The organism is Paracidovorax avenae ATCC 19860 (assembly GCF_000176855.2).
Taxonomy (GTDB): Bacteria; Pseudomonadota; Gammaproteobacteria; order Burkholderiales; family Burkholderiaceae_C; genus Paracidovorax; species Paracidovorax avenae.
The window spans coordinates 5399048-5423849 of the sequence record NC_015138.1; the positions used below are offsets into that span (position 1 = coordinate 5399048).

General features: G+C 69.0%; 23 protein-coding genes and 1 pseudogene. 9 read left to right on the plus strand and 15 right to left on the minus strand.

Features of this window, described 5'->3' with window-relative positions:
• Positions 1–90: 90 nt before the first annotated feature.
• The 6 genes from ACAV_RS23395 to ACAV_RS23420 form a co-directional block, all read right to left on the minus strand.
• A complete protein-coding gene (locus tag ACAV_RS23395; protein ID WP_013597053.1) occupies positions 91–1455 on the minus strand; it encodes an esterase-like activity of phytase family protein in 1365 nt (454 codons plus the stop codon).
• Positions 1456–1507: 52 nt separating this feature from the next.
• Positions 1508–2059, minus strand: a complete 552-nt coding sequence (locus ACAV_RS23400; protein WP_225981627.1) for a DUF2127 domain-containing protein — start codon at positions 2057–2059, stop codon at positions 1508–1510.
• A gap of 126 nt (positions 2060–2185) precedes the next feature.
• Positions 2186–3040, minus strand: coding sequence for a siderophore-interacting protein (locus ACAV_RS23405; protein WP_013597055.1), 855 nt, complete (start codon positions 3038–3040; stop codon positions 2186–2188).
• Positions 3041–3054: 14 nt separating this feature from the next.
• Positions 3055–3570 carry a PadR family transcriptional regulator gene (locus tag ACAV_RS23410; RefSeq protein ID WP_013597056.1) on the minus strand — a complete coding sequence of 172 codons (516 nt, stop codon included), beginning with the start codon at positions 3568–3570 and terminating at the stop codon, positions 3055–3057.
• A gap of 129 nt (positions 3571–3699) precedes the next feature.
• A complete protein-coding gene (locus ACAV_RS23415; protein ID WP_013597057.1) occupies positions 3700–5412 on the minus strand; it encodes an FAD-dependent oxidoreductase in 1713 nt (570 codons plus the stop codon).
• Positions 5413–5455: 43 nt separating this feature from the next.
• On the minus strand, positions 5456–7111 hold the full coding sequence (locus ACAV_RS23420; protein ID WP_041828863.1) for a polyamine aminopropyltransferase: 1656 nt from the start codon (positions 7109–7111) through the stop codon (positions 5456–5458).
• A 111-nt stretch (positions 7112–7222) separates the two neighbouring features.
• Here ACAV_RS23420 and ACAV_RS23425 point away from each other — a divergent pair.
• Positions 7223–8211 (plus strand): annotated as a pseudogene (locus ACAV_RS23425) (2-dehydropantoate 2-reductase).
• Between the two features lie 13 nt (positions 8212–8224).
• Here ACAV_RS23425 and ACAV_RS23430 read toward each other — a convergent pair.
• Positions 8225–10357, minus strand: a complete 2133-nt coding sequence (locus ACAV_RS23430) for a TonB-dependent receptor (protein WP_041829464.1) — start codon at positions 10355–10357, stop codon at positions 8225–8227.
• A gap of 267 nt (positions 10358–10624) precedes the next feature.
• Here ACAV_RS23430 and ACAV_RS23895 point away from each other — a divergent pair, with 267 nt between their 5' ends.
• Both ACAV_RS23895 and ACAV_RS23900 read left to right on the plus strand, forming a co-directional pair.
• Entirely contained in the window at positions 10625–11242 is a 618-nt protein-coding gene (locus ACAV_RS23895) for a CC0125/CC1285 family lipoprotein (protein WP_013597060.1), read from the plus strand.
• 11 nt (positions 11243–11253) lie between these two features.
• The gene (locus ACAV_RS23900; RefSeq protein ID WP_013597061.1) at positions 11254–12024 is read left to right on the plus strand and encodes an energy transducer TonB; all 771 of its coding nucleotides are present in this window, start codon (positions 11254–11256) and stop codon (positions 12022–12024) included.
• 49 nt (positions 12025–12073) lie between these two features.
• Here ACAV_RS23900 and ACAV_RS23445 read toward each other — a convergent pair whose 3' ends face one another.
• From ACAV_RS23445 to ACAV_RS23455, 3 genes are all read right to left on the minus strand, one after another.
• Positions 12074–12298: a DUF350 domain-containing protein gene (locus ACAV_RS23445; RefSeq protein WP_013597062.1), complete on the minus strand. Its 225-nt coding sequence runs from the start codon at positions 12296–12298 to the stop codon at positions 12074–12076.
• Positions 12299–12357: 59 nt separating this feature from the next.
• On the minus strand, positions 12358–13890 hold the full coding sequence (locus ACAV_RS23450) for a DUF4178 domain-containing protein (RefSeq protein WP_013597063.1): 1533 nt from the start codon (positions 13888–13890) through the stop codon (positions 12358–12360).
• 116 nt (positions 13891–14006) lie between these two features.
• Entirely contained in the window at positions 14007–15056 is a 1050-nt protein-coding gene (locus ACAV_RS23455) for an SPFH domain-containing protein (protein WP_013597064.1), read from the minus strand.
• A 196-nt stretch (positions 15057–15252) separates the two neighbouring features.
• On the opposite strand from ACAV_RS23455, the gene ACAV_RS23460 reads away from it, so the two are divergent.
• A complete protein-coding gene (locus ACAV_RS23460; RefSeq protein ID WP_013597065.1) occupies positions 15253–15510 on the plus strand; it encodes a DUF2061 domain-containing protein in 258 nt (85 codons plus the stop codon).
• A gap of 162 nt (positions 15511–15672) precedes the next feature.
• Here ACAV_RS23460 and ACAV_RS23465 read toward each other — a convergent pair whose 3' ends face one another.
• Positions 15673–15975, minus strand: a complete 303-nt coding sequence (locus ACAV_RS23465; RefSeq protein ID WP_013597067.1) for a flagellar basal body protein — start codon at positions 15973–15975, stop codon at positions 15673–15675.
• A gap of 169 nt (positions 15976–16144) precedes the next feature.
• Here ACAV_RS23465 and ACAV_RS24855 point away from each other — a divergent pair, with 169 nt between their 5' ends.
• On the plus strand, positions 16145–16510 hold the full coding sequence (locus ACAV_RS24855; protein WP_013597068.1) for a hypothetical protein: 366 nt from the start codon (positions 16145–16147) through the stop codon (positions 16508–16510).
• A 164-nt stretch (positions 16511–16674) separates the two neighbouring features.
• On the opposite strand, the gene ACAV_RS23470 is transcribed toward ACAV_RS24855, so the two are convergent.
• The 3 genes from ACAV_RS23470 to ACAV_RS23480 all read right to left on the minus strand — a co-directional run bounded on the left by ACAV_RS23470 (position 16675) and on the right by ACAV_RS23480 (position 19129).
• The gene (locus tag ACAV_RS23470; RefSeq protein ID WP_013597069.1) at positions 16675–17085 is read right to left on the minus strand and encodes a hypothetical protein; all 411 of its coding nucleotides are present in this window, start codon (positions 17083–17085) and stop codon (positions 16675–16677) included.
• On the minus strand, positions 17085–17966 hold the full coding sequence (locus tag ACAV_RS23475; RefSeq protein WP_013597070.1) for a DUF6402 family protein: 882 nt from the start codon (positions 17964–17966) through the stop codon (positions 17085–17087). Before ACAV_RS23475 ends, ACAV_RS23470 begins: the two co-directional genes overlap by 1 nt.
• A gap of 179 nt (positions 17967–18145) precedes the next feature.
• Positions 18146–19129: a LysR family transcriptional regulator gene (locus ACAV_RS23480; RefSeq protein WP_013597071.1), complete on the minus strand. Its 984-nt coding sequence runs from the start codon at positions 19127–19129 to the stop codon at positions 18146–18148.
• A gap of 175 nt (positions 19130–19304) precedes the next feature.
• Between ACAV_RS23480 and aptA the strand changes: the two genes are divergently transcribed.
• From aptA to ACAV_RS23495, 3 genes are read left to right on the plus strand one after another with little or no spacing between them, the layout of a single operon-like run.
• Positions 19305–20672: an omega-aminotransferase AptA gene (gene aptA, locus ACAV_RS23485; protein ID WP_013597072.1), complete on the plus strand. Its 1368-nt coding sequence runs from the start codon at positions 19305–19307 to the stop codon at positions 20670–20672.
• 5 nt (positions 20673–20677) lie between these two features.
• Positions 20678–21307 carry a DJ-1/PfpI family protein gene (locus ACAV_RS23490; protein ID WP_013597073.1) on the plus strand — a complete coding sequence of 210 codons (630 nt, stop codon included), beginning with the start codon at positions 20678–20680 and terminating at the stop codon, positions 21305–21307.
• 28 nt (positions 21308–21335) lie between these two features.
• Positions 21336–22853: a CoA-acylating methylmalonate-semialdehyde dehydrogenase gene (locus tag ACAV_RS23495; protein WP_013597074.1), complete on the plus strand. Its 1518-nt coding sequence runs from the start codon at positions 21336–21338 to the stop codon at positions 22851–22853.
• Positions 22854–22911: 58 nt separating this feature from the next.
• Here the strand turns inward: ACAV_RS23495 and ACAV_RS23500 are convergent, their stop codons facing one another.
• A complete protein-coding gene (locus ACAV_RS23500; RefSeq protein WP_244875506.1) occupies positions 22912–23376 on the minus strand; it encodes an OmpA family protein in 465 nt (154 codons plus the stop codon).
• Between the two features lie 289 nt (positions 23377–23665).
• Between ACAV_RS23500 and ACAV_RS23505 the strand changes: the two genes are divergently transcribed.
• On the plus strand, positions 23666–24802 hold the full coding sequence (locus ACAV_RS23505) for a sensor domain-containing diguanylate cyclase (protein ID WP_049791205.1): 1137 nt from the start codon (positions 23666–23668) through the stop codon (positions 24800–24802).

The window sequence follows — 24802 nt, forward strand, 5'->3', positions numbered from 1 at the left end:
GGTGGAGATTGTGACGCAACTGCGGGCCGGCCTCGTTGCAGGGCGCGCCGGGCCCGCCCCCATCCGCTCACATCCGCCCGGGCCGGGCCCTCAGCGGGCGCGCAACAGGTCGCCTGCCTCGATTAGCACCAGTTCATTGTCGTCGGCGCGGTTGGGCTCGCGGCTGGAACTGAAAGGCAGGTTGTTGTCGTTGCCCACCACGATGTGCGTGGCGTCCACGATGTCCACGTTTTCGATGGTGAAGAACGGGAAGGCGAGCACGCCGCCCGTCAGGGGCTTGCGGGCGAGGCGCTTCGGGTCCTGGATGTTCAGCAGGTCGATGTAGCCCACCTTGCGCAGCGGGCCGCCCGCGTTGGCGTCGGTCAGTTCCACCTTGTACACGCGCTTGAACTTCGCCACGTCGTGGAAGCAGTCCGCACGCTTCTGCCCCTCGGGGCAGGCCTTGTCGGGCGTGCCCTCGCCGTTGTCGCGCTCGATGACCAGGCCCATGGTGGGGCTGATCATGTTGAAGTCGCCGATGGCGTTCTGGTTCGCCTCCAGCACGTACTTCCAGTGGCGGCCCGTCCATTTCTCCTGCCGCACGTCGAATTCCAGCACGCGCAGGTACTGCCGGCCGCCCTCCACGGATTCATACGCTTTCGCTGACTCGTCCCACACCGGGCCTTCGAGCAGCGCGTACAGCCTGCTGCCGTCGGGGCTGGAAGCCATGCCCTCGAAACCTTTGGAGCGCTTGATGTCGAAGGCCGGGGCCTTCGCATCGGGCGCGGCGGCGGTGGTGACGGCGGGATGGTCGGGCGAGCGCACCACGCGGCCGTCCACCTGGGTGTCGAACACCGCCAGCACCTTGCCGTCCAGGTCGGCCTTGATGAGGAAGGGGCCGAACTCCTCGCCGATCCAGAGCGCGCCGCCGGCGAACTGGAAGCTCTCGGGGTCGAAGTCGGCGCCGGTCAGGTAGCGCTCCTTCGTGCCCTCCTCGGCGATGCGGAACGGCACCTTTCCGTCGGGATCGTGCAGGAACACGGTCTTCAGGCGCTGGAACTGCCCGGTCTTGAAGTCCACCGCATAGTGGTTCAGGTAGAGCATGAAGTCCGGCGAATTGGCCTTGGCCCCGGCGCCGTTGTCCGTCAGGATCCAGAAGGTGCCGTCCGCCATGCGCTTGATGCCCGAGTGGCCCTGCAGCGGCTGGCCCTGGAACGGCAGCGAGACGCCCGTGGGCCGCCCGGCGGACGTGCCTTCGACGGTGCCCACGGCATCCACGCGCCGCGGCGTGGTGAACTTGCCGCTGGTGCGCAGGTCCGCCGGTGCATCCGGCGGCGCGGGGATGAAGGACGGCGCCGGCAGCACGGCGTGGCCGGCGAGCGTGGCGGGATAGGCGGCCGGCTCGGCATGGGCGCACGGCAGTGCGGCGAATGCGAGGGCGGCGGCGAGCGTGGCGGAGCGGAAGGCGGCAGGCATCGGGATGTCGTGGCGATGGCGGATGAGGCCGCCACGATGCCGCCTTTCGGTGTCAGGCCGGTGACGCGGCCTGCCCGGGCCGCGTCCGGAGCCGCCAGGCCAGGTAGCCCACCACCCCCGCGTTGAACGCGATCACCAGGGTGGCGGCCCATGAAGGCCGGTGCAGCCAGTGCCAGAGTTCGAACGGGATGTACAGGCCGCCCGACAGCGCCCCCAGCGCCTCGCCCCAGGCCCGGTCCTTCCACAGGCCGTACGCCTCCGTGAAGCGCAGGGCCGCATAGGCGATGACGGCCAGCAGCAGCCACCGGAAATCCTCGTGCGCGAGCAGGTCGAGCCGGGACAGAAGCATCTCTGGGTAGCGCTCGCCCGGGTTCAGGCCCACATGCCCGATCAGGGACACCGCGGCGTGGTGCAGGTCGTGGTGCAGCAGGCCGAGCAGGCCCAGGCCGGCCATCAGCGCGACCACGCCCTTGACGGCTTCCAGGGTGGCGATGGTCCGCAGGGCCCGCTGCCCGGCGGTATCGCCGCTGCCGTGGCGGGCCTGTGCGCCCGCGCCGGCAGGCAGGTCGGGAGCGGATACGGTCACGTCGTTGGGCTGGGACATGGAATGCTCGCGGATGAAGGACATGGCGGCCCGGCAGTATCGCCTGCCAGTGCGTGCCCGCCCTATAGGACGCGCGCTCGACCGTGCCCATGCCCGGAGCAGCCCGCGCAGGCGGCTGGCGGCCTTTCAGTCGCCGAGCGTTTCGTGCGTGGCCGCGCTGCCCCGGCGCCAGTAGCCCGACGCCTTGATCCATTTCGGGTGCACGCCGCGCTCGTCCACCAGATGCGCGCGCAGCGCCTTGGCGGCAGCGGTTTCGCAGGCCACCCACGCGTGCACGTCGCCCGCCGGCAGGGGCAAAGCGCGCAGGGCCTCCAGCAGCCGCGAGCCCTCTCCCGGGGCCGCCCCCGAGCGATGGACCCACCGGATGCGCGCCGCGGCCTGCGTGGGCAGAGGCTGCTCGTCGGCCGGCCCGTCCACTTCGATGAGCGCGAGGGCAGGCGTGCCTGCAGGCAGTTCGGCCAGGCGGCGGGCGATGGCGGGCAGCGCCGTATCGTCACCAGCGAGCACGTATCCATCGAACGCGAGCGGCACGAGCAGCGACCCGCGTGGCCCGCCGATGGCGATGCGCTGGCCGGGCGCGGCCTGCAGCGCCCAGGCGGTGGCGGGGCCCGCATCGTGCAGTGCGAAATCGATGGCGAGCGTGCCGGCCCGGGCATCGTGCAGGCGCGGCGTGTAGTCGCGCATGGCCGGGCGCGGAGCTCCGGGTACCGCGGTGCCCTGGGCGTCGAAGGCCGGCAGCACGGGCTCGCCGGTGGACGGATCGGGCAGGAACAGCTTCACGTGGTCATCGAAGCCCGGGCTGTGGAAGCCGGCGAGCTCCTGGCCCCCGAGCGTCACGCGCACGCAGTGGGGCGTGATGCGTTTGGCGCGCTGCACGGTGAGGGTGCGCAGCCGCAGTTCGTGCCGCACACGCTGCAGCGCGCGGGCCTCCACCTGGGCAGGGGACGGCTGGGGGGGCGTGGAAAGAGGTGTCTGGCTCATGGTGAATCCTTGGGTCAGAGCCGTTCGATCCGCCGTGCGGCGTCGTCCAGCAGGTCGGCGATGGCGTGGATCTGCTCCGTGTCGAGCGGAGCGCCCGCCAGGCGCATGTGCAGGGCCTGGCGCAGGTTGTGCACCGCCCGCTCCACGGGCGCGGGCCGGTGGCCGCGATGCGCCATGCCGTCGGCCATGCGCGCGAGCAGGGCATTCACCTCGTCGCGGTGGCTCTCCAGGTGGGCGAGGCCCTCGGGCGTGGCGGTGTGCAGCTTGCGGCCGCCGCCTTCGGCGCTCACGGTGACGTGGCCCAGTTCCTCCAGCAGGGTGAGCGTGGGATAGACCACGCCCGGGCTCGGGCTGTAGCTGCCGCCCAGGCGCTCCTCGATGGCCTTGATGAGCTCGTAACCGTGGCGCGGCTTGTCCGCGATGAGCTGCAGCAGAACGAGGCGCAGGCCGCCGTGGCCGAAAAAGCGGCCGCCGCCGCGCCGCGGGCCGGGCGGCGCGCCGCGGGATTCGAGCAGGTCGAGGTCTTTCATGGGATGTACTCCGATAGAACGATTTATCTACGATATATCGAATTCATATCGAAACACATCTCCATGCCGAAATCCCCTGTTCAAACCAGGGACTTGGGCGGAGCCTGGCGCGGCGAAGGCGCCCGGGGATCAGGCGGCGGCCGCCATGCCCGCCGCATGCCCGCGCGTGAACGCCTCCTCGAACACCGAGTAGCCGGACCAGTCGGCATGCGCGAAGGCCAGGCGGGCCGTGCCGGGCACGGAAGGCGCGGCGATGCGCTCGCCGTTCGCCAGCACATAGCGCTGCCGGGGCGCGGGCATGCGGCCGGCCTGGCTCAGGAAGGCCAGCGTCCCCGGCACGGGGATGGACATGGCGTGCCCGTAGCGGGTGATCTCCACGCGCGTCACGCGGGCGCGCAGGTCCGGATGCGGGCCGGACAGGCTCGCGAGGATGGCGTCGCGCCAGTGCGTCCAGGGCTGTTCGGCAAGCTGGCGGCGGCCGTCGGGCACGTCGCCCAGGGCCCGGTAATAAGTGAGCACCGTGGGGCCGGGGCGCGGATCCAGGCGCTGGTGGCCCGCATCCACATAGCCCAGGCCGCCCGGCGCCGGATCGTCGTACAGCACGTTGTCCCAGGCGGGTGCCGCGCCCTCGCGGTCCGACAGCGGCGCGTCGATGCGCAGGTTCGCCACCAGCCAGGGCGCCCACTGCAGCCGCTGCGCGGCCTGGGAGAGGAACGCGGGCGGGTTGCGCACCACGCGCGCCGCCACGAAGACGGGCAGCGCCACCACGCAGCGGCGCGCCTGCCAGCGCTCGATGCTGTCGCTCGCGTGGTGCAGCACGTCCACCTCCACCCCGCGCCGGTTCTCCTCGATGCGCAGCACGGTGCTGCCGGTGCGCAGCGCCCCGGCGTCGCTCACCGGCGCGGCCAGCCGCTGGGCCAGCCAGCCGTTGCCCTCGGGCCAGGTGAGCACGCCATCGCGCTCCTCGCTGGCCGCATCGCCGGGCGCATGGAAGCCGTGGCGGCTGGCGAAATAGTGGATGCCCGCCCAGGCCGACACCCGCGCCGTGCCGGCGCCGTAGTCGTCGCGGCAGCAGTAGTCCAGGTACCAGCGCAGGTGTGCATCCGAGAAGCCCTCCTGCGACAGCCAGGCATCGAACGTGACGGCATCCAGAGAGCGCAGTGCGGCGGAAACCGGCTGGTCCGGCCGCCACAGCTTGAACGTGGGCATGGCGAAACGCGCCGTGCGCCCCAGTTCCGCCACGCGCGCGGAGAAGCGCCGGTACTGCTCCAGGGTGTCCGCGCCGACACCGTTCACGGGCAGGAGGCCCTCCTGCCAGGCCCCCCGGAAGAACAGCCGTTCCTGCGGACTGTGGCACAGGCTGCGCTCGTCGATCTGCCAGCGCCCCGCAACACGCCGCCGCAGGCCGAGTTCCTCCAGCAGGTCCTGCACCTCGCGCGCGCCGTCGCCCGGCACCGGCAGGTAGTGGGCACCCAGGGGGCAGGCCATGCCGTCCACCTGGCCGGCGCGGCTGTTGCCGCCCGCGGAATCCTCCATCTCCACCAGCATGAAGTCATCGATTCCGGCCAGGCGCAGGGCGCGTGCCGCGGCCAGGCCCGCCACTCCGCCGCCCGCCACCACCACCTGGGTGCGGCGCACGATATCGGGCTCGATCGTCCCGCCCTTCTGCAGCCGGTCGCGCAGCGCATGGCCCCGGGCCATGTCGATGCCCGTGAAGCCCCCGGGCAGGTCGCGCGGCGCCGGCCCGCACCCGGCCAGCGCACAGGCGGCGGCCGTGGCCGTGGCGCCCCGCAGCAGGGTACGGCGCTGCAGCGCGGGGAGATCGAGGTGGGAAAGAGGCATGCGGCGTACTCTACGCCACGGGCGTGTCAGGCCGGGCCCGGCATCAATGCGCTGCCACCTTGCCCCACTCCTGCTCGTAGGTGTGCACCAGCACCTGGTTCGACAGGCGGTTCACCTCCGCCGGCACCCGCGCCATGTCCAGGGGGAAGTCGAACAGCAGCGGCAGCGTGGGCACCGACAGGAACCGCAGCCCCCCGGGCAGGTGCTCCGGCAGGCGCCATGGCCGCCGGCTGGCGATGACGAAGCCCCACTCCCCGAAACTCGGCACGTGCACGTGGTAGGGCGCCGTGGCGAGGCCCACCGATTCGATGGTCTGCACCACGGTCCAGAAACTCTGGCGCGCCACCAGCGGCGAGGTGGTCTGCACCACCGCATAGCCGCTCGCCGACAGGCGTTGCCCGAGCAGGGCATAGAAGCTGTTCGTGTAGAGCTTGCCGATCGCGAAGTTGGTCGGGTCGGGAAAGTCCACCACGATCACGTCGAACGTATCGTGTGCCCCCACGCTCCCCGCTGCGCGTGGTTCGCTGCCCCCCGAGGGGGCCCTCGCGCCTTGGGGCGGCCCGGCAGCGCTCGAGGTGGAGGCATCCCCTCCGCTCCCCTCCTGCAGCCACTGGAACGCGTCGGTGTTGACGATGTGCACCCGCGGATCGTTGAGCGCTCCTGCGTTGAGCCGTACCAGCGCCGGATCGGTGCGGAAGAGCCGCGTCATGGCCGGATCGAGTTCCACCAGCGTGACCGATTCGACCGATGGGTACTTGAGGATCTCGCGCACGGCCATGCCGTCGCCGCCGCCGAGCACCGCCACGCGCTTCGGTGCCCCGTGGGCGGACATCGCCGGGTGCACCAGCGCCTCGTGGTAGCGGTATTCGTCGCGCTCGGCAAACTGCAGGTTGCCGTTCAGGAACAGCCGGTAGCCCGAGCGGCCGTGGGTCACCACGATGCGCTGGTAGGGCGATGCGCTGGCGATGACGATGCGGTCCTGGTAGAAATGGTCTTCCGCCAGGCGGGTGATGTGCTCGGCCCCCGCGAAGCCGGCCAGCAGCGCCCCGAGCACGGCCGCGCACGCCAGCGCATGCGCCCGGAAACGCCGCAGTTCGTGCCGGAAGAGCCACAGCGCCCAGACCGCCACCACCGCGTTGAAGATGCCGAACAGCAGCCCCGTGCGCACCAGCCCCAGGTGCGGCACCAGCAGCAGCGGGAATGCGAGCGACACCGCGAGCGCGCCGAGGTAGTCGAAGGTGAGCACCTGCGAGACCAGGTCCTTGAGCGCCACGTTGCGCTTGAGGATGCGCATCACCAGCGGTATCTCCAGGCCCACCAGCATGCCGACCAGCAGCACCATGCCATAGAGCAGCAGCCGGAACGCACCCGGGACATAGGCATTGGCCAGGAACAGCAGCGCGGGCAGCGCCCCGCCGACCACCGCCACCAGCAGTTCGATCCGCAGGAAATGCGCGGGCAGCTGGCGGTCGAAATACCGCGACAGCCACGAGCCCACGCCCATCGCGAACAGGTAGGTGCCGATGATGGTGGAGAACTGCAGCACCGAATCGCCCAGCACGTACGAGGCGAGCGCGCCCGCGACGAGTTCGTAGAGCAGGCCGCAGGCGGCCACCACGAACACGCTGGCGAGCAGCGCGATGTCCAGCGGACGGGGGGCGGGCTGCGGGGGGGATGGGAGGGGAGCGGCGGCGGTCAAGCCCGCTATTTTGCGGGATGCGGGCCACCGCGCCTTGCCGCCTCCGGTCGCACAATCCACCCACACCGTCTCGGGCGCAGGGCCCCTGCACGGCCCTCCGGGAGGCTTCGCATGCATTTCATCGTCATGGGCGCGGGCGCCATCGGCCTTTACGTGGGCGGGCGCCTGGCCGCGGCCGGGGAAACGGTGACCCTGGTGGGCCGCCCGCGCATCCTGGACGCGATCGCGCAGGACGGCCTGCGGGTGAGCGACCTGGAAGGGGCCGATGCGCGCGTGCCACCGCATGCGCTGCAGCGGGCCCCGTCGCCGGACGGCATGGAATGCCCCGGCGACGCCATCGTCCTGCTGTGCGTGAAGGGCGGCGCCACGGCGCAGGCGGCGCGCGCGCTCGTCACCGCCTGCCCGCCCGGCACGCCCGTGGTGTCGCTGCAGAACGGCGTGGACAACGTGGCGCGCATCGCCGACCACGCGCCGGCATTGCCATCGGGGCCATGGTGCCCTACAACGTGGTGCTGCGCGGCACGCACGTGCACCGTGCGACCACCGGAGACATCCACCTGCAGCGCGATCCGGCCACCGCCGCGGCGGCTGACGCCTTCAGGGCGGCAGGACTGGGCACCACGGTCGTCGAGGACATTCGCCCTGTGCAGTGGGGCAAGCTGCTGCTGAACCTCAACAACCCCGTGAATGCGCTCTCGGACCTGCCGCTGCGCGAGGAACTGCAGGACCGTGACTGCCGCAAGGTGTTCGCGGCGCTGCAGGCCGAAGCGCTGCGCGCCATGGCGCACGCCGGCATCCGCCCCGCGAAGGTCGCGCCCGTGCCACCGGCACTGCTGCCGCACGTGCTGCGGTTGCCCGACGCGCTGTTCACGCGGCTCGCACGCCGCATGCTGCGCATCGACCCGGCCGCGCGCTCATCGATGTGGGACGACCTGGAAGCCGGCCGGCCCACCGAGATCGACGACCTCTGCGGCGCCGTCGTGCGCCTGGCCGCAGCGCATGGCCTGCGTGCGCCCTGCAACGAACGCATGTGCGCCCTGCTCGCCGGTCCGCGCCAGCGGCTCACGGGCGCGCAGATGCGCCAGGCCCTGGGCCTCTGAACCTGGAAGCGCCTCAGAACTGGTAGCTCGCGCTCACCAGCAGCGATCGCGGCGTGCCCGGAAGCGCGCTGGTGCCGGGACGCCAGTACTCCTTGTCGAACAGGTTGGAGACGGCCGCCGTCACCGTCCACGGCGCGGAGCGCCAGCCGATGAGCGCATCCCAGCGGCTGTAGCCCGCCATGCGCGACGTGTTGGCATCGTTCGCCCAGCGTGGGCCGGAATGGGTCACGCCGATTTCGCCGTACCACGGCCCTGAAGGCGCATAGCGCACGAACAGGTTGCCCGTGCGGCGCGCCACGTCGCGCAGGTCCTTGCCCTCCAGCGCGGGGTTGGCCTTGTTCTCCACCACTTCGGCACGGGTGATGCCCGCGCCCCCGCGCACGTACCAGCCGGCCGCCACGCGGCCCGACGCGGTGAACTCCAGCCCGCGCGAGCGCTCCTGCCCGCGCACCGCCCAGACATCGGGCTGGTTGGTCGCATCGGGCTGGTAGCGGATGTTGTAATGGTCGATCTGGTAGGCCGAGAACTGCGTGGAAAGCGCGCCCTGCAGCCAGTCGCTCTTGATGCCTGCCTCGAACTGGCGCGAATACTGCGGCTCGTCGTCCTGCGCGCCGCTGATGCCCAGCATGCCGCGCCCACCGAACGGCGAGAAGCTCTTGCTGTAGGAGGCATACACGCTGTGCTCGCGGCCGGGCTGCCACACCAGGCCCGCGCGCGGGCTCACGGAGCTGCCGCTCGAATGGCGCCAGGCATCGGTGAGGCGGTTCAGGCTGTCGAAGTCGTAGTCGTCGTAGCGCGCACCCACCAGCAGCTTCCACTGCGGCGCGAGGCTGATGAGGTCCTGCGCGTAGAGCGCCCGGGCGCGGGCCAGGTGCAGGTTGTGCTGCGTCGGCGCGCCCTGCGCGGGCCGCACGGCGTTGAACACCGGGTTGAACGGATCGACGAAGCCGTTGCTCGCCGCGGTGGAGAAAAGCCGCGGCTGGCGCTCCTCGTCGCTGTGCTCCACGCCCACCAGCAGCTCGTGCGCCATGCCGGCCAGCTCGACGCGGCCCGTCAGGTCCACGGTATGGATGGTGGTCTTGTTGTTCGTCTGCTGCCAGGCATAGCTCTGGCGCAGCAGGCCCGGGTTCGTGCAGGCAGCGCCCGTGGGCGTGCGGCCGCGCGCATTGCAGTAGGTACCCAGGAAGTAGTGGTCGAAATCCTGCCGCGCCTCGCGCCGGCTGGCCACCCAGCGCACGCTCCACCGCGGATTGAAGTCGTAGCTCAGGTCCGAGCGCAGCACGCGCAGGCGGTCTTCCACGTAGTCGCCGGGCTGCGCGAAGCCCTGGCGCGGCGAGACGCCCGAAGGCAGCTGCTCGTAGGCCGGCCCCCGGTCCGGCACGCGCCAGACGTTGTCATAGGTGTACTGGCCCGTCCAGCGCAGGCCCGTGCGCGTGTCCACGAGGATGCTGGGCGACACCATCTCGTTCCTGTTGCGGATGCCGCTGCGGAAGCTGTGCGCCTGCTCGCGGTCGGCCGTGAGGCGCACGGCCACGTTCGGGCTCAGCACGCGGTTGATGTCCAGCGTGCCGCCCACGTTGTCCCATGATCCGCCGCGCAGCGTGGCACTGCTCCTGGCGTCGAAGCGCGCCTGCTTGCTCACCAGGTTGACCACTCCGCCGCCCGCCCCGCGGCCGTAGAGCACCGACGCCGGGCCCTTGAGGATCTCGATGCGCTCCACGTTCGCGGTGCTGCGGCGCACCTGGCCGCCCTCGCGCACTCCGTCGCGGTAGATGTCGCCCGAGCTCACGTCGAAGCCGCGGATCGTCAGCCCCTCGCCGCGCATGTCATAGCTCGCGCTCACCCCCGGCTGGCCGTCGAGCATGGTGGCGAGGTCGTTGATGCCGTAGCTCTTGTACTTGTTGACCTCGACCGTGTCGATGGTCTGCGGAATGTCGCGCGGGGCGGTGTAGGTCTTGGTGGCTGTCGTCACGCCCTCGGGGCGCACGTCGTCGGGGTCGAACTGCGCGCCGGAGACATGGACCGTGGGCAACGCCGCACGCGCGGAGGCTTCCTCAGCAGGTGCCTCGCCTTGGGCCCAGGCCGCTCCTGCCAGCCCGGCCCACAGCATCGCCGCGCGCAGCGGTGCGGATCCGTCAGGGGGCATGCCGCGGCCCCGCATGCGCCGCGCTCCAGAAAAGATGGGTGTCGCCATATCGCTCTCAAAAATCCGGCCGTGCCGTCTTGGCTGCGGCCGCGTTACGAAAGCGACAAATTGTAATGAGAGTGATAACGATTCTTAATAATTCATTGATGGATTCCGTGGTTGAAGCTTTGCTGCCGAGTTAACGTAAAATTTTGTATCAGCTCTCTGTCGAACACCATACCAACACGACCGCCGCCTGTCCGAGCTGCTGCGGCTGGGAGATCCGATTTGCGCCCCCTTCTACTGGCAGCCGCCATCGCTGCGTCGCTGGCTCTCGCAGCCTGCACCACGCCCTACGCCCGCAAGGGCATGGCAGGCGGATACACCGACGAGAAGATCGATGAAACGCACTACCGCGTGAAGTTCGACGGCAACGGCAACACGTCCGCCGACCGCGTCTGGAATTTCTGGGTCTACCGCTGCGCCGAGCTCACCAGGGAAAAGGGATACACCCACTTCACGGTGCGCAAGCCGAACGAGCCCCTGGCCGGCGGCCCGGCGCCGCAACGCTCCATCCCTGCGATACAGCCTGCCGGATATGCGGGCACGGACGGTGAACAGCCCCGCATGCTCAAGACCAAGGGAGGCGGCGCGCCCATATTCATCTATACCCCTGGCACCACCGTCACGGTCACCACGTGGCACAACGATGCCGTCATTGCCCTGTACCGGGATCCCCTGCCCGAGGCGGTGATGGTGCTCGAGGCCCGCGTCGTGCTGGAGCAACTCGCCCCCTATGTCCAGTCCGACGGAAGAGACGCCGCACCGGCCCGCGACGAACTGCTGCGCAAGGCGGCCTCCATGGTCCGGTCGGAGCGGGGCTACGGGTTCGGGGGTGAACTGTGAGCCGCCGAGCCATGCCCCTTTCTCCCCTCCTGGCCCTCTGCGGGGCGCTGATCGCCACCGCACTGCCGGCGAACGTTGCCGCCCAGGGGTACAACCTGTTTCCGGACACCCGGCAGGCCCCGCGCCGCGATGTCCAGTGGCAGCCCACGCTCATTCCCGGAACGTGCGTGCGCCCGGTCTATCCACTGAACTCCATCCGGCAGAAGGAACAGGGCCGGACAGCCCTCACCCTGACCGTGGGTCCGGACGGCAACGTGCGGAGAACGTCGGTGAGCTACTCCAGCGGATCCGCGCGGCTGGACCTGGCGGCCCAGGACGCCATGTCCACCTGCCGGTTCCAGCCGGCACACGACTCCACTGGCTCGCCCATGCAGTCGTCCTACAGCATGCACTACGACTGGCGCCTGGAAGACGCACCGCCCGACCCGTGGGTGGAACTGAAGGCCCTCGGCGGCGCGGGCTTTCCCGCCACCGGCGACGTTGCGGCCGTGGCCTTCGCTGGCAGCAGCGTCGCATCACCCGCGCAGCGTGCGAAAGTGCTGGCCATGGTGAAGGCCAGGGCCACGGAAATGGCGGCTTGCCCGAGCATCGAGACAGCGGCCTCGCGCATCGTGCGCGACATCAGCGCCACGGCTGCTGCGGGGCGCCGCTCGGTCGAGCTGTGGACGCTGGCCCAGTGCGGCCGGACGATGCGATATGTCGTCCTCATGGCATTCCCGCTGGATGCCCCGGCCTTCTTCCATGCCGTGCCCCTCGCAGCGTCGGAACCCGATCCGACCTGACAGCGCCCGCCCCCCGCAGCCGGCACCTCGAGCCAGCACCACGGCGGCCTCACCCCCCGTGGATCGCCGCCGCCACGATGATGCTGATGCCCAGGCACATCGCAGCCACGACCATGGCCAGGGCCTTGTTCTGCTTCTCGACGATCTCGGCCCACAGGTCGTAGGGCGTAATCTTGTCGATGACGATGAAGCTGATCCAGAACACCAGCACGCCGATCAGCGCGAACAGGATGGAGCCGAAGAAGGCGGCGGGGTGCAGCCAGTCGAATGGCATGGTGAACTCCTTCATTCAAACAACGAACCGGAAAAAAACGGGCTCGGCTAGCACAGCCGCTACTTGTGCCCGCCGCCGCTGGACCAGCCCCCGAAGGAGCCGCCCGAGGAGCGGTAGCTCGACGAGGTGCAGTTCTCCCGCGCAGGATCGCAGGAGGAGCTGCAGCCCCGCGAGAACAGCAGCAGCAGAAGGACCAGCACGACCGCCACGATGATCACCGTGACGCAGCCCACTCCCCCGAGGCTGCCGGCGCTCGCCAGGGGCGCCGCGTCGTCGCGCTTGAACAGGTCCTTGCGCCCCTCGAGCTTGAACGCCTGGGCCACCAGGGCGCTGTCCACCAAGCTGCCCACCGACCACGTGATCTCGCGCGGGGTCTGCTCCATCGACAGCCGGCCCCGGCCGCCCTTGCTGCTGTAGTCGCGGTTCTGGGTAGCCTGCCCCCGCTCCACCGGCCAGTAGAACTCGCCCAGCACGTACGTGGTCTCGGCGCGGTACTGGTAATCCAGCCGGTAGGGATTCTGCAGGTAGGTGGCGGTCTGTCCGTCGGCGGACAGCTTGGGCGCGCCCGTCGCGGGCCGCACCAGGCTCCAGCCGTCCGAGGCATCCACGAGGAAAGCGAACCCGCGCTGGCGGTTGTAGAGCAGGTACTCGTCCCAGCCGAAGCTCTCGTCGTCGTCCGGCTCGCGGCCCATGCGGTGCTGGAAGCCCACCACCTGCCAGACCACGCCCTCGAGCAGGCCGGTCGTGCCCAGCGGGATCAGCGGCTGCACGGGCTCGTCCTGCACCGCATGCCGCAGCTCGCCCCCGATGCCGCCCGAGATGTCGATCAGGCTCGCGCACGACGGGCAGGTCAGGCTCTTGGTGGTGTCGAACGCCACCGGCACCGGCGCGCCGCAATGCGGGCAACTGAACTGGCGCGCCTTCTCGTCCTTCGCCGACTCCTCGCGCAGGCCCTGCATGTGCAGGTCTTCCAGCCGCACGGCGCGGCCGCGCTCCACCCGCGGGGGTGCCTGCGAATAGTCGATGGACAGCACCTCGCCCTGCTCGCTGCGCAGTTCCACCACCGAGAAAGGCTGGCCCAGCGGCGGCAGCTTGGGCAGTTCGCCCTGCGCCGACACGAGATGCGCCTGCACGTTCGCCGCCACGCTGTAGGGCACGCCGTTGATCGCCGTGGTGGCGCCCACGCGGAAGCGCTCCGGGGCTGGCAACTCGCGCCCCGGCTCGATGGGCCGCGTGAACACGTAGCCCCCGTTGTCCTCGCCCAGCGTGGCGGTGGTGCCATCCTCCAGGATCGCGTTCCACTCGGTCCACGTGCCCGTGTCGGCCTTGTACTGCAGCCGCCCGATCAGCGTGAACGGCTGCTCGCGCCCATCCAGCACGGCGCGGCCGCTCGCCATGAGCTGCAGCGGGCTGTGGTCGTCGAACACCTCGGCCATCTTGCCCACGCGCGACAGCACCTCCCCGCTGCGCACGACGGTGCTCTGGCAGTAGGGACAGACCGCGTGCGTGGACTGCGCGCTGCGGAATTCGACCGGCGCGCCGCAGCCCGGGCAGGGCGCCCGGTAGTGGCGCTGGAGTTGGGGATCGGCCATGTGGTGATCGGTGTTGTCGGCCCCCTGCCGGCATCCTCGCCGGCAGGGCACGATTTACTCCGCAGCGGTCGGAGGCCTTGCCATCCACCGCCTGCGGCGCTTCGGGTCACACCCGCTCAGACCAGCTTCTTGAGCAACTCTGCCTTCTTGGCGTCGAACTCTTCCTGCGTGAGGATGCCCTTGGCCTTGAGGTCGCCCAGTTTTTCCAGGGTGGCCATCACGTCCTCGGGACGCACGCCCGCCACGGGCACGGCGCCCCCGGCGGCGGCAGCCGGAGCCCCTGCGCCCCCCTGCAGGCCCTGCTGCAGGTTCTGCGCCAGCACCTGCCCGAGCGCCACGCCCGCGCCCAGGCCCATCGCGTCGCCCGCAACGCCGCCCCCGTTGCCCGCGCCTTCCGCGAACTTCGGAATGGACTGCGCCGTCTGGTACTGCATGAACTTGCCCATGTCGTTGCCGACCATGCCCATGCCGATCTTCTGGTCGAGGATCTTCTGCAGCTCTTCGGGCAGCGACAGGTTCTGCACCGTCATCGCCTCCAGCTGCAGGCCGATCTTCGCGAAAGCGGGCTGCAGCTCCTTCGCGAGCGCATCGGCGAACATGATCTGGTTGGCCGCGAGGTCGAGGAACGGCAGGCCGCTGGAGGCGATCGCGTTGCTGATGTTCTGCAGCACGAGGCCGCGCAGCTGGCCGTCGAGCTCGCCCACCGTGTAGGCTGCGCGCGTGCCGGAGATCTCGGTATGGAACAGCTTCGGATCGGCCACGCGGTATGCGTAGTTGCCGAAGGCGCGCAAGCGCACCGCACCGAAATCCTTGTCGCGGATGGTGATGGGCTGCGGCGTGCCCCACTTCTGGTCCACCTGCTGGCGCGTGCTGAAGAAGTACACGTCGCTCTTGAACGGGGACTCGAACAGCTTGTCCCAGTTCTTCAGGTAGGTGAGCACCGGCAGGGTCTGCGTGGTCAGCTTGTAGGTGCCGGGGCCGAACACGTCGGCCACCTTGCCCTCGTTGACGAACACTGCCATCTGCGACTCGCGCACCACCAGCGTGCCGCCGTTCTGGATTTCCAGATCGCGCATGGGAAAGCGCCACGCCAGCGTTCCGTCGTCGTCTTCCGTCCACTGGATGATGTCGATGAACTGCTTCTTGATGAAGTCCATGAGGGCCATGCGGTGCTCCGGCTGTGAAGAGGGAAGGAAGGAAAACGGACTGCGAACCCGTCCGTGCGGTGGCCGATCATAGCGGCGCCGGGCCGCGGCGCTATCGCCGGCTTCGAGAGGATCAATTGGCGCACGCCAATGAGAATGCATAGCATTCACACATCCCCCGCGAACACCGATACGGAAAGAAAGAAGGAGAGCCGCCATGGACCGCATCCGCCACGCCACCCGCCAGAACCTGCCCACGCTCATGAAGACGGGCAGCTACTACCTCATCCACATCTGCGTCGCGGCCCTGGTGGCCTATGCGGTCACCGGCAACCTGATCGCCTCGCTCACGCTGAGCCTGCTGGAGCCCACCGTGCAGGCCGTGGCATTCTTCTTCCATGAGAAGGCCTGGGAACGCGCGGGCCGGCGACGCGCCGCCGCAGCCGCATCGCAACCCGCCGCTGCAGGCGCCTGAACGCCACGGGCTGGAGAACCGCCATGGAACATGCTGCCGCACATACCTCCGGTGCGCACCGCGCGGTTGCCATGCAGCCCCGGGCCCTGCCGTTCGCCCACTGGCTGGTCGAGCGCCTGGCCGGCCTCGCCAACGGGCGCTGACCCCGCCGACGCCGCAAGGTCAGGCGCGGGTATCCAACAGCGAACCGAGCATGCGGTCCTCGGTCTTGAGTGTCTGCAGGTTGGCCGAGAAGGCATAGGTCGCGGACATCTGGTCCACCGCGTCCGCCTCCGGCGAGGCGCCTTCCTGCGCGGCCCGGCCGACGCGCGCCTCCACCCCGCCCTGGTCCGGCACCGCAGACTGCTCCACCGTCTGGCGGCGGAAACCCTCCGTGTTCATGTTGGCCACGTTGTGCGCCGAGGTGTCCAGTTGCAGCTGCGCAGCGCGCAGGCCGGAGGAGGCGATGGAGGAAATGGAGGACATGGCGGGGCTCCTGCACGGAAGGCGGTGAACGGATTATCAGCCCCAGCGGCGGGAAATGCCATGTAATTTCGCCATGGGGTGCCTCTCCCGAAAATGCCCGTTGCCGTGCGTCCATCGAGGCAAGCATGGTCGAAGGCATCCAACATACACATGCAGAGAGGGAACGATCATGAGAAAACTTGCAGTATTCACGGCATTGGCTCTGGCAAGCGCCGTCGCGGCAGCAAGGCCGGATTACCAGTTCAAAGTGGACTGGAATGCCAGCGGCAACAATGACCAGAACTATCCTGGCACTGACCGTCCATACACGGAAAGCCAGATAAAAGCCTTCCTCGATTCCAAGAAAGACAAGCACAGCACCCAATTGGGAGGCCAGCTTCTGGCGGCATGCGGGGTGGTACAGGTGCAAAAAGGCTGTCACCAAGCCAACGACCGGCACGTTACCATCTACGTCGACCCCAGGGACAGCAAGAACAAGGTGAAGGCTTGCACGGCCATCAACACCGGCTCCGGCGTGCACGTGGACGGTTGTTGAGCAGGCGGCTCCGGCCCGGCCTGTCTACGCGGGGCGTGGCCAGCGGGGCGCAAGACTCACCGCCCTGCTCTCGACTTCCTGTACACCATTCAAGGCAGTCACATCGGGCTTGTTCACCACTGCATCGGCAGATCGCGAGCGATGGTACATACCGCAGACGCGCTTCAGGGCCCGGTGCTGGTGCAGCCCGGTATCCGGGCTGCTTCCCCGCATTCCGATGGTATGTTTTCAAAGACGACCCCGAGGCCCACATAAACCTTGTTGGTTTGCACGGGTGGGTCGAGTTGCCAATCGATCGCGCCGACTCCAGGCGCAAGATCAACTACCTCGCTTTCGCCCAGAAGCTTCTTGGGGTCCACCCGATACAGGCGGAAAATGGCTGGATCCCTCTGGCCGTAATGCACGATGCGTTGCCACACCGATGCGTCGTAGATCTCCAGCCGATAGACACGGTGGGGACTGTCAAAGGTCATGAACAATGTCGGCCTGGTCACATACCAGCCCAGTACCACGCAGGCGGTCAGCGCCAGGCACCAGACGATGCAGGGCACATTCTTGAGAGCGGAAAGCTTCATCACCACTCCAGCTGGATGGGAAACGGAAGGCGCACGCGATGCGTGTCGGAGACGATCATGAAATCGCCGCCCCGTCCATGCAGGGCGCGCCATTGCCTGAAGTGCCGGTTCTGCACCAAATAACTTTGGCGGCTGGCCTCGTCGGCATCGGCATACATCCATTGCTCGGCGAGGGGAATGTCCAGGGCAGACCGGGGAAAACGCTTCACGCCATGCGGCCCCCAGAAGCCCAGCGGCTGCGACAGCAAGGAGTCATCGTTGAAATCGTAGGAATCGCGCAGGTAGAAGGCCAGCGCATCGATAGCGATGACCACCTTGCCGTGCCCCCTGGGCGTCACCAAGCCCGACACCGCGACCTTGAGCGTGGCCTCGCCCATGGCACCGTAGAAGTCGTCCACCGGGTCGCTGAGCCGGCCTACTTGCAGGACATTCACTTGGCACGTGTCATCCAATATCTTTGCCGGCTGGCTCAGGTTGCCAAAACGCCAGGGCGGGGTCCGTCCTAATGTTTGTCGTATGACCTTCCTTTGTAGCTCCACTATTCCAGCAGGGCTGCTCCACTCCGACTGCAACCTCGACACCGCAGCCTGCACACGGGAAAAACCCAGTGCCCATTGCATGGTGACGGTATCTTCATCCAGTTGCGATGCGGGTAACTGGTGTAGCAGCCCGGGTGGAAGGCTGCGCTTTATCGAGCGAGTGATCTCAAACCCCGCCCCCCTGAACCACCGCTCCATCAACGCCGCCGCCACCGGCCACCCCAGACGCGATCGCATCACGTCCGGAATGTCATCGAGCCGAAACCGCCGGACCTTTGGCGGCAGCTTGTCTTCCAAATGTGCGCGCAGTCGCTCCGCATCGACACGGACGATATCGTTCATCTGGCCCTCTCTTTGGTGCTTTTTCTTCGGGCCGGATTCTGGAGGCAAAGATCTCCATTGCTCCCCCATTGAGCTACCGCATGGTTACGAAGCGCAACTGTCGGGCTGAACGCCTCTGAACAGGTCGTGGTGGGCAGGAGACTGTCGCTGGAGCCGTGGCCTGTTACCGCAGGCGCACCTCACCCATGCGCCCGCACCAGGCACTCCCCGAACGCCTGCGCCGCCCTCGACGGCGCCGGCGACCTGCGCACCAGCCCCACGAACCGGCATTCATAGCGCAGCAGCTCCGGCCGCACGGCCTGCATCCGCCCGCGCCGCTCGAAGGCCTCGGCATAGTGGTCGGGCAAGAACCCCAGGTACCGCCCCGACAGGATGAGCGTGGCGATCGATTCCTGGTCGAAGCCCGTGGCCGCGCGGGCGAAGCGGGCGCGGTGGCTCAGTTCCATGTTGGGCGAGTGGTAGCCCAGGCCGGCGAAGGGATAGTCCCGCACGGCATCCCAGTCCAGGCCCGTGTGGTCGGCGCCGAAGAGCGGGTGGCCCGCGCCGCAGTACAGCAGCATGGTCTCCCCGAACAGGTCGGTGTAGACGAGGCTCTGTGAGCTGCGGTGTGCGGGGATGATGCCGACCTGGTAGCTGCCGTCGATCACGCCGCGTTCGATGGCATTGATCGGGCCCACGTGCAGCTGCAGTTCCACCTCGGGCGCCTGCCGGCCGAAAGCAGCGATGGCCTCGCCGATGCGCGCCGCCGGGTTGGTGGCGGTCTTGTCGAACACCGCCACGGCCAGCTGGCCGCCCATGCGCGCATGGATGTCGTCGATGCCGTCGCGGAAGCTGCGCACCGAGGCCAGCAGGCGCAGCGTTTCCTCATAGACGCGCTGGCCCTCGGGCGTGAGCGCGAAGCCCGCCCGGCCGCGGCGGCAGAGGGTGAGGCCCAGGCGCGTCTCCAGGTCCTTCATGTGGCGGCTCACGGTACTGGTGCCGATGTTGAGCTCCAGCTCGGCCGCGGCCATGCCACCGCATTCCACCACGCTCTTGAACACCTGCAGCAGGCGCAGGTCCATGTCGCTGAGCTGGCCGAGCACGGCGCGCTCGCGGGTGGCGGGCACGGGGCCCGGCAGCGGGGACGGCAGAGCCGCCCGGGGGGGTTGTGCAGGTGTCGTCATGGTTCGCCCGGAAACTTGCACGAACCGGCAAGTGAACATGGATATTTGCTCATTCAAGAAATTATCCATCCCCGGAAGAATCCGCCTACGAATGCAGGGGCCACAGGGTACGAGAACGCTGCCGCCGTGGCCTGCCTGCGTGTTTCTTCCGCCATCCCTCTCCAAAGGACCGACCATGGGCTTTTCCGTCATCGAACCCGCGCCCGGCGCGGACGCCGCCGCCCCCCGCATGGATGCCGCCTGGCTCGAAGCGCACTGGATGCCCTTCACGGGCAACCGCAACTTCAAGGCCCGCCCGCGCATGATCGTGGGCGCCCAGGGGGCCTATTACACGGATGCCGAAGGCCGCAAGATCTTCGACGGCCTCTCGGGACTGTGGTGCTCGGGCCTGGGACATGGCCGCACCGAGGTGGCCGAGGCCATCGGCCGCGCCGCCGCCACGCTGGACTATTCGCCGGCCTTCCAGTTCGGCCACCCCGCCTCGTTCGCGCTGGCCAACAAGCTCAAGGAATTGACGCCCGCAGGGCTGGACTACGTGTTCTTCACCGGCTCGGGCTCCGAATCCGCCGATACCTCGCTCAAGATGGCGCGCGCCTACTGGCGCGCCAAGGGCCAGGCGAGCAAGACGCGCCTGATCGGCCGCGAGAAGGGCTACCACGGCGTGAACTTCGGCGGCATCTCGGTGGGCGGCATCGTCGGCAACCGCAAGACCTTCGGCCAGGCCGTGGAAGCCGACCACATCCCCCACACCCAGCCGCCCGCGGGCACCTTCCAGCGCGGCATGGCCGAGGACGGCGGCCGCGCACTGGCCGACAGGCTGCTGGACGTGATCGCCCTGCACGACGCCTCCAACATCGCCGCGGTGATCGTGGAGCCGTTCTCGGGTTCGGCCGGCGTGGTCATCCCTCCGAAGGGCTATTTGGAGCGCATTCGCGAGATCTGCACGCAGAACAACATCCTGCTGATCTTCGACGAGGTCATCACGGGCTTCGGCCGCTGCGGCGCATGGACGGGGGCCGAGGCCTTCGGCGTGACGCCCGACATCCTGAACTTCGCCAAGCAGGTGACCAACGGCGCGCAGCCGCTGGGCGGCGTGATGGCTACCAAGGAGATCTACGACACCTTCATCTCGCAGGGCGGGCCCGAGTACATGCTCGAGTTCCCGCACGGCTACACCTACTCGGCCCACCCGGTCGCGTGCGCAGCGGGCAATGCGGTGCTCGACATCCTGCAGAAGGAAGACATGCCGGCCCGCGTAAAGGCGCTGGCGCCGTATTTCGAGAACGCGGTGCATGGCCTCAAGGGCGCGAAGCACGTGGCCGACATCCGCAACTACGGCCTGGCTGCGGGCATCACCATCGCGGCCCTGCCGGGCGAGCCCGCGAAGCGCCCCTACGAGATCGCCATGAAGTGCTGGGACAAGGGCTTCTACGTGCGCTATGGCGGCGACACCATCCAGCTCGCGCCGCCCTTCATCAGTACCGAGGCGGAAATCGACCGCCTGGTCAGCGCCCTGGGCGACGCCCTGCACGAAGTGGCCTGACGCCCATGCACATCGCCATCCTGACCTTCGATGCCTTCAACGACCTGGATTCGCTGGTCGCGTTCGGCATGCTCAACCGCGTCGCGCTGCGGGGGGAGGCCGATTGGCAGGTGCGCATCGCCAGCCCGTCGCGCCAGGTAACCTCCATGAACGGGCTGACGATCGATGCGCACGAAGGCCTGGACACGCTGGCGGGGGCCGACGCGGTGCTGGTGGGCAGCGGCATGAAGACGCGCGACATCGCCGCCAACCCGGCCATCATGGAGCAGCTGCGCGTGCTGGACCCTGCCCGCCAATTGCTGGCCGCGCAGTGCTCAGGCACCTTCCTGCTGGGCCGCCTGGGGCTGCTCGGCGGCGTGCCGGCCTGCACCGACCTCACCAGCCGGCCCTGGGTGGAAGCCTCGGGCGTGCAGGTGGTGCAGCGGCCGTTCGTGGCGCGCGGCAATGTCGCCACGGCGGGCGGCTGCCTCGCCTCGCAATACCTGGTGGCCTGGCTGCTGTGCCGCCTGAAGGGCATGGAGGCTGCGCGCGAAGTGCTGCACTACTTCGCCCCCGTGGGCGAAAAAGAAGAATACGTGGAGCGCGCCCTGGGCCACGTGACTCCCCATCTGGAACCCCAGGCCGCCATGGCCTGACCCCGTTTTTTCCTTCGACAAGAACGCCATGCAACACGACAAATCCGTGACCTCCACCGTCGGCCACCTGATCGACGGCCAGATCGTCGCCGACACCGCCCGCACCCAGCCGGTGTTCAACCCGGCCACCGGCCAATCGACCACCAGCGTGGCGCTGGCCGACCAGGCCACCGTCGAGGCGGCCATCGCCTCGGCCGAAAAGGCCTTCCCCGCCTGGCGCAACACGCCGCCGCTCAAGCGCGCGCGCGTGATGTCCAAATTGAAGGTGCTGCTCGAGGAGAACGCCGACAGGATCGCCGCCCTCATCACCGCCGAACACGGCAAGGTGCTCTCCGACGCACATGGCGAACTGCAGCGCGGCATCGAGAACGTGGAATACGCCAGCTACGCGCCCGAACTGCTCAAGGGCGAGCACAGCCGCAACGTGGGCCCGAACATCGATTCGTGGTCCGAGTTCCAGGCGCTGGGCGTTACCGCAGGCATCACGCCGTTCAACTTCCCGGCCATGGTGCCGCTGTGGATGTGGCCCATGGCCGTGGCCTGCGGCAACACCTTCGTGCTCAAGCCCTCCGAACGCGATCCGAGCAGTGCCCTGCTCATCGCCCAACTGGCGCTGGAAGCGGGCCTGCCGCCCGGCGTGCTGAACGTGGTGAACGGCGACAAGGCGGCCGTGGACACGCTGCTGCGCGATCCGCGCGTGAAGGCCGTGAGCTTCGTCGGCTCCACGCCGATCGCAGAATACATCTATGCGGAAGGCTGCAGACACGGCAAGCGCGTGCAGGCCCTGGGCGGCGCCAAGAACCACGCCATCGTCATGCCCGACGCCGACATCGGCAACGCCGTGAGCGCGCTGATGGGTGCGGCTTACGGCAGCTGCGGGGAGCGCTGCATGGCGATCCCGCTGGTGGTGGCCGTGGGCGATGACACGGCGGATGCCGTGATCGCCGGACTGCAGGCCGAGATCGCGAAGATGAAGGTCGGCCCCGGTACGGACAACGGCAACGACATGGGCCCGCTGGTGACGAAGCAGCACTTCGAAAAGGTGAAGGCCTATGTGGACAGCGGCGTCGCCGAAGGCGCGACGCTGGTGGTGGACGGCCGCACGGTGAAGGTGGCCGGCCACGAGGAAGGCTACTTCCTGGGCGCCTGCCTGTTCGACCACGTGAAGCCCGGCATGAAGATCTACCAGGAAGAGATCTTCGGCCCCGTGCTCGGCGTGGTGCGCGTGAAGAACCTGCAGGAAGCGATGCAGCTCATCGACGACCACGAGTACGGCAACGGCACCTGCATCTTCACGCGCGACGGCGAGGCGGCCCGCTACTTCACCGACCACATCCAGGTGGGCATGGTGGGCGTGAACGTGCCCCTGCCCGTGCCGGTGGCCTACCACTCGTTCGGCGGCTGGAAGCGCAGCCTGTTCGGCGACCTGCACGCCTACGGCCCGGATGCCGTGCGCTTCTACACCAAGCGCAAGACCATCACCCAGCGCTGGCCCTCGGCCGGCGTGCGCGAAGGCGCGGTGTTCAGCTTCCCCAGCAGCCGTTGACAGCACAGCGGCCCGTGGTGCGCGATGTCGCCACGGGCCGCCATGAACGGGATGCGAATCAGCGCGGGAGCACGGTCACCGCATTGCGGGCCTGGTCGGTGCTGAACATCACGCGCAGGTTCTGCGCCGGCACGCCGCGCGCCACCAGTTCCTTGCGCACGGCGAGCGCGCGGGCCAGGGCGATCTGGCGCGCGTTCTTGGTGACCTTCCGGTCGGCGTAGCCCTTGATCTCCCAGCGCTGGCTAGCGGCTGCCTTGTCCGCGGTCAGGGCGTCCAGCAGCTCCGCGGTACTGGCGGGCAGCTCGGTTTCCAGGCCGGAGAACTCGGCGACCGTGCCGTCGTCGGGAATGCGCACCGGGGCGGGGGCGGGGGCCGGGGCGGGAGCCGGCTCGGGTGCGGGAGCGGCGGCCGGCGGCGGGGCCTCGGCGGGGGTGCCGGGCGCCTGGCCGGAGGCACCGGCGGCGCATCCGCCGAGCACGGCGGCGCAGCAAAGAAGGCTCAAGAGGGCACTGTAGGAACGCATGGAACGCATCGTTTCACCTGTTTTCATGGCTGGATGGGAAAGGGGCACGGCACACCGGCGCCAGGTACTCCCTCCCGGAGCGCCCGGCGCCACGGGATGCCGTGGCAGGCGGATTGTCACTCCATTGCGAGGCAATGGGGCCACCGGCCCGCCCGGAAAGACCAGGAAGGCTGCGGGAAGACAACACTGCAGCTTTCCGGAAAACTGCCGATAAGGGAAGGATCCACTGTCGAGCCACCCTTCCACGCGTCCTCCACCGCGGGCCTGCCGGGAAGCCGTACCGCCGCCGATGCCTTCTTCTCCGAACCCGCCAGCGCCCTCGCCCGCACGCACCGTCCACTGGCTGGTGCGGATGAACCACCGCAACCGCACCTTCTTCTACGCGCTGCTGTTCCTGGCGCTGGGGTCGCATTTCCTGCACATCGGTGCAGGCCGGGCCGCCTGGGCCGTGCTGGCCGTGCAGTTCCTCGCCTACCCGCAACTCGCCTACTGGACGGCCCGCCGCTCGCCGCACCAGGCGAAGGCCGAGTTGCACAACATGCTGGTGGACAACGTCTTCGGCGGGCTCTGGGCGGGCCTGCTGGGCCTTCCGGTCTGGATCACCTTCACGCTGTTCATCGGCAACTGCATCAACGTCGTCGCGTTCCACGGCTATCCCGGCCTGCTGCGGCTCCTGGCCGCCATGGGCGTCGGGCTCCTGGGCGGGCTCGCCCTGTACGGGGACCAGCCCCTGCACCCGGACATCGACATGGCCACGTCGCTGCTGTGCATCCTGGCGCTCACGCTGTTCCTGACCGTGTTCGCCCACACCAGCTACCGGCGGGCGGTGGAGCAGCAGCAGAGCAACGCCCGGCTGCGCACCCAGTTCGAGGAAATCCGGGCGCTGCAGGACCAGTTGCAGGAGCAGGCCATGCGCGACCCGCTCACCGGCCTGTACAACCGGCGCCACCTGGACGCCACCCTCGCGGCCCGGATCGCGCAGTGCGGCGCCAGGGGCCTGCCGCTGTCGCTGCTGATGATCGACATCGACCACTTCAAGCGCGTCAACGACACCCACGGCCACGCCGCCGGCGACGCCATGCTGCAGGCCCTGGCGCAGCTGCTGCAGCGCCACGTGCGCGTGCAGGACCTGGCCTGCCGGCACGGTGGCGAGGAATTCGTGCTGCTGCTGCCGGAGACACCGCTGACCATCGCCCGGGAGCGGGCCGAGGCGCTGCGCCAGGCCTTCGAAGCGCTGCAGGTGCGCCACGGCCCCGATGCGCTGTCCACCACCCTGTCGTGCGGTGTCTCGGCCTTCCCGCAGCACGCGGACGAGCCCCATGCACTCCTGGCCCGCGCGGACGAAGCGTTGTATTCCGCCAAGGTGCAGGGACGCAACCGTGTGGCCGTGCACGGCACGACGGGCGGCAGCCCGGAGCCCGGCTGA

Excerpts from the sequence above, each read along its gene's own strand:
- ACAV_RS23475 (WP_013597070.1), bottom strand. The coding sequence starts at position 17,966 with ATGAACGATATCGTCCGTGTCGATGCGGAGCGACTGCGCGCACATTTG.
- ACAV_RS23400 (WP_225981627.1), bottom strand. The coding sequence starts at position 2,059 with ATGTCCCAGCCCAACGACGTGACCGTATCCGCTCCCGACCTGCCTGCC.
- ACAV_RS23505 (WP_049791205.1), top strand. The coding sequence starts at position 23,666 with ATGCCTTCTTCTCCGAACCCGCCAGCGCCCTCGCCCGCACGCACCGTC.
- ACAV_RS23415 (WP_013597057.1), bottom strand. The coding sequence starts at position 5,412 with ATGCCTCTTTCCCACCTCGATCTCCCCGCGCTGCAGCGCCGTACCCTG.
- ACAV_RS23445 (WP_013597062.1), bottom strand. The coding sequence starts at position 12,298 with ATGCCATTCGACTGGCTGCACCCCGCCGCCTTCTTCGGCTCCATCCTG.
- ACAV_RS23455 (WP_013597064.1), bottom strand. The coding sequence starts at position 15,056 with ATGGCCCTCATGGACTTCATCAAGAAGCAGTTCATCGACATCATCCAG.
- ACAV_RS23900 (WP_013597061.1), top strand. The coding sequence starts at position 11,254 with ATGCCCCTTTCTCCCCTCCTGGCCCTCTGCGGGGCGCTGATCGCCACC.
- ACAV_RS23405 (WP_013597055.1), bottom strand. The coding sequence starts at position 3,040 with ATGAGCCAGACACCTCTTTCCACGCCCCCCCAGCCGTCCCCTGCCCAG.
- ACAV_RS23450 (WP_013597063.1), bottom strand. The coding sequence starts at position 13,890 with ATGGCCGATCCCCAACTCCAGCGCCACTACCGGGCGCCCTGCCCGGGC.
- ACAV_RS23495 (WP_013597074.1), top strand. The coding sequence starts at position 21,336 with ATGCAACACGACAAATCCGTGACCTCCACCGTCGGCCACCTGATCGAC.
- ACAV_RS23410 (WP_013597056.1), bottom strand. The coding sequence starts at position 3,570 with ATGAAAGACCTCGACCTGCTCGAATCCCGCGGCGCGCCGCCCGGCCCG.
- ACAV_RS23395 (WP_013597053.1), bottom strand. The coding sequence starts at position 1,455 with ATGCCTGCCGCCTTCCGCTCCGCCACGCTCGCCGCCGCCCTCGCATTC.
- ACAV_RS23430 (WP_041829464.1), bottom strand. The coding sequence starts at position 10,357 with ATGCCCCCTGACGGATCCGCACCGCTGCGCGCGGCGATGCTGTGGGCC.
- ACAV_RS23470 (WP_013597069.1), bottom strand. The coding sequence starts at position 17,085 with ATGAAGCTTTCCGCTCTCAAGAATGTGCCCTGCATCGTCTGGTGCCTG.
- ACAV_RS23480 (WP_013597071.1), bottom strand. The coding sequence starts at position 19,129 with ATGACGACACCTGCACAACCCCCCCGGGCGGCTCTGCCGTCCCCGCTG.
- ACAV_RS23500 (WP_244875506.1), bottom strand. The coding sequence starts at position 23,376 with ATGCGTTCCTACAGTGCCCTCTTGAGCCTTCTTTGCTGCGCCGCCGTG.
- aptA (WP_013597072.1), top strand. The coding sequence starts at position 19,305 with ATGGGCTTTTCCGTCATCGAACCCGCGCCCGGCGCGGACGCCGCCGCC.
- ACAV_RS23465 (WP_013597067.1), bottom strand. The coding sequence starts at position 15,975 with ATGTCCTCCATTTCCTCCATCGCCTCCTCCGGCCTGCGCGCTGCGCAG.
- ACAV_RS23460 (WP_013597065.1), top strand. The coding sequence starts at position 15,253 with ATGGACCGCATCCGCCACGCCACCCGCCAGAACCTGCCCACGCTCATG.
- ACAV_RS23490 (WP_013597073.1), top strand. The coding sequence starts at position 20,678 with ATGCACATCGCCATCCTGACCTTCGATGCCTTCAACGACCTGGATTCG.
- ACAV_RS24855 (WP_013597068.1), top strand. The coding sequence starts at position 16,145 with ATGAGAAAACTTGCAGTATTCACGGCATTGGCTCTGGCAAGCGCCGTC.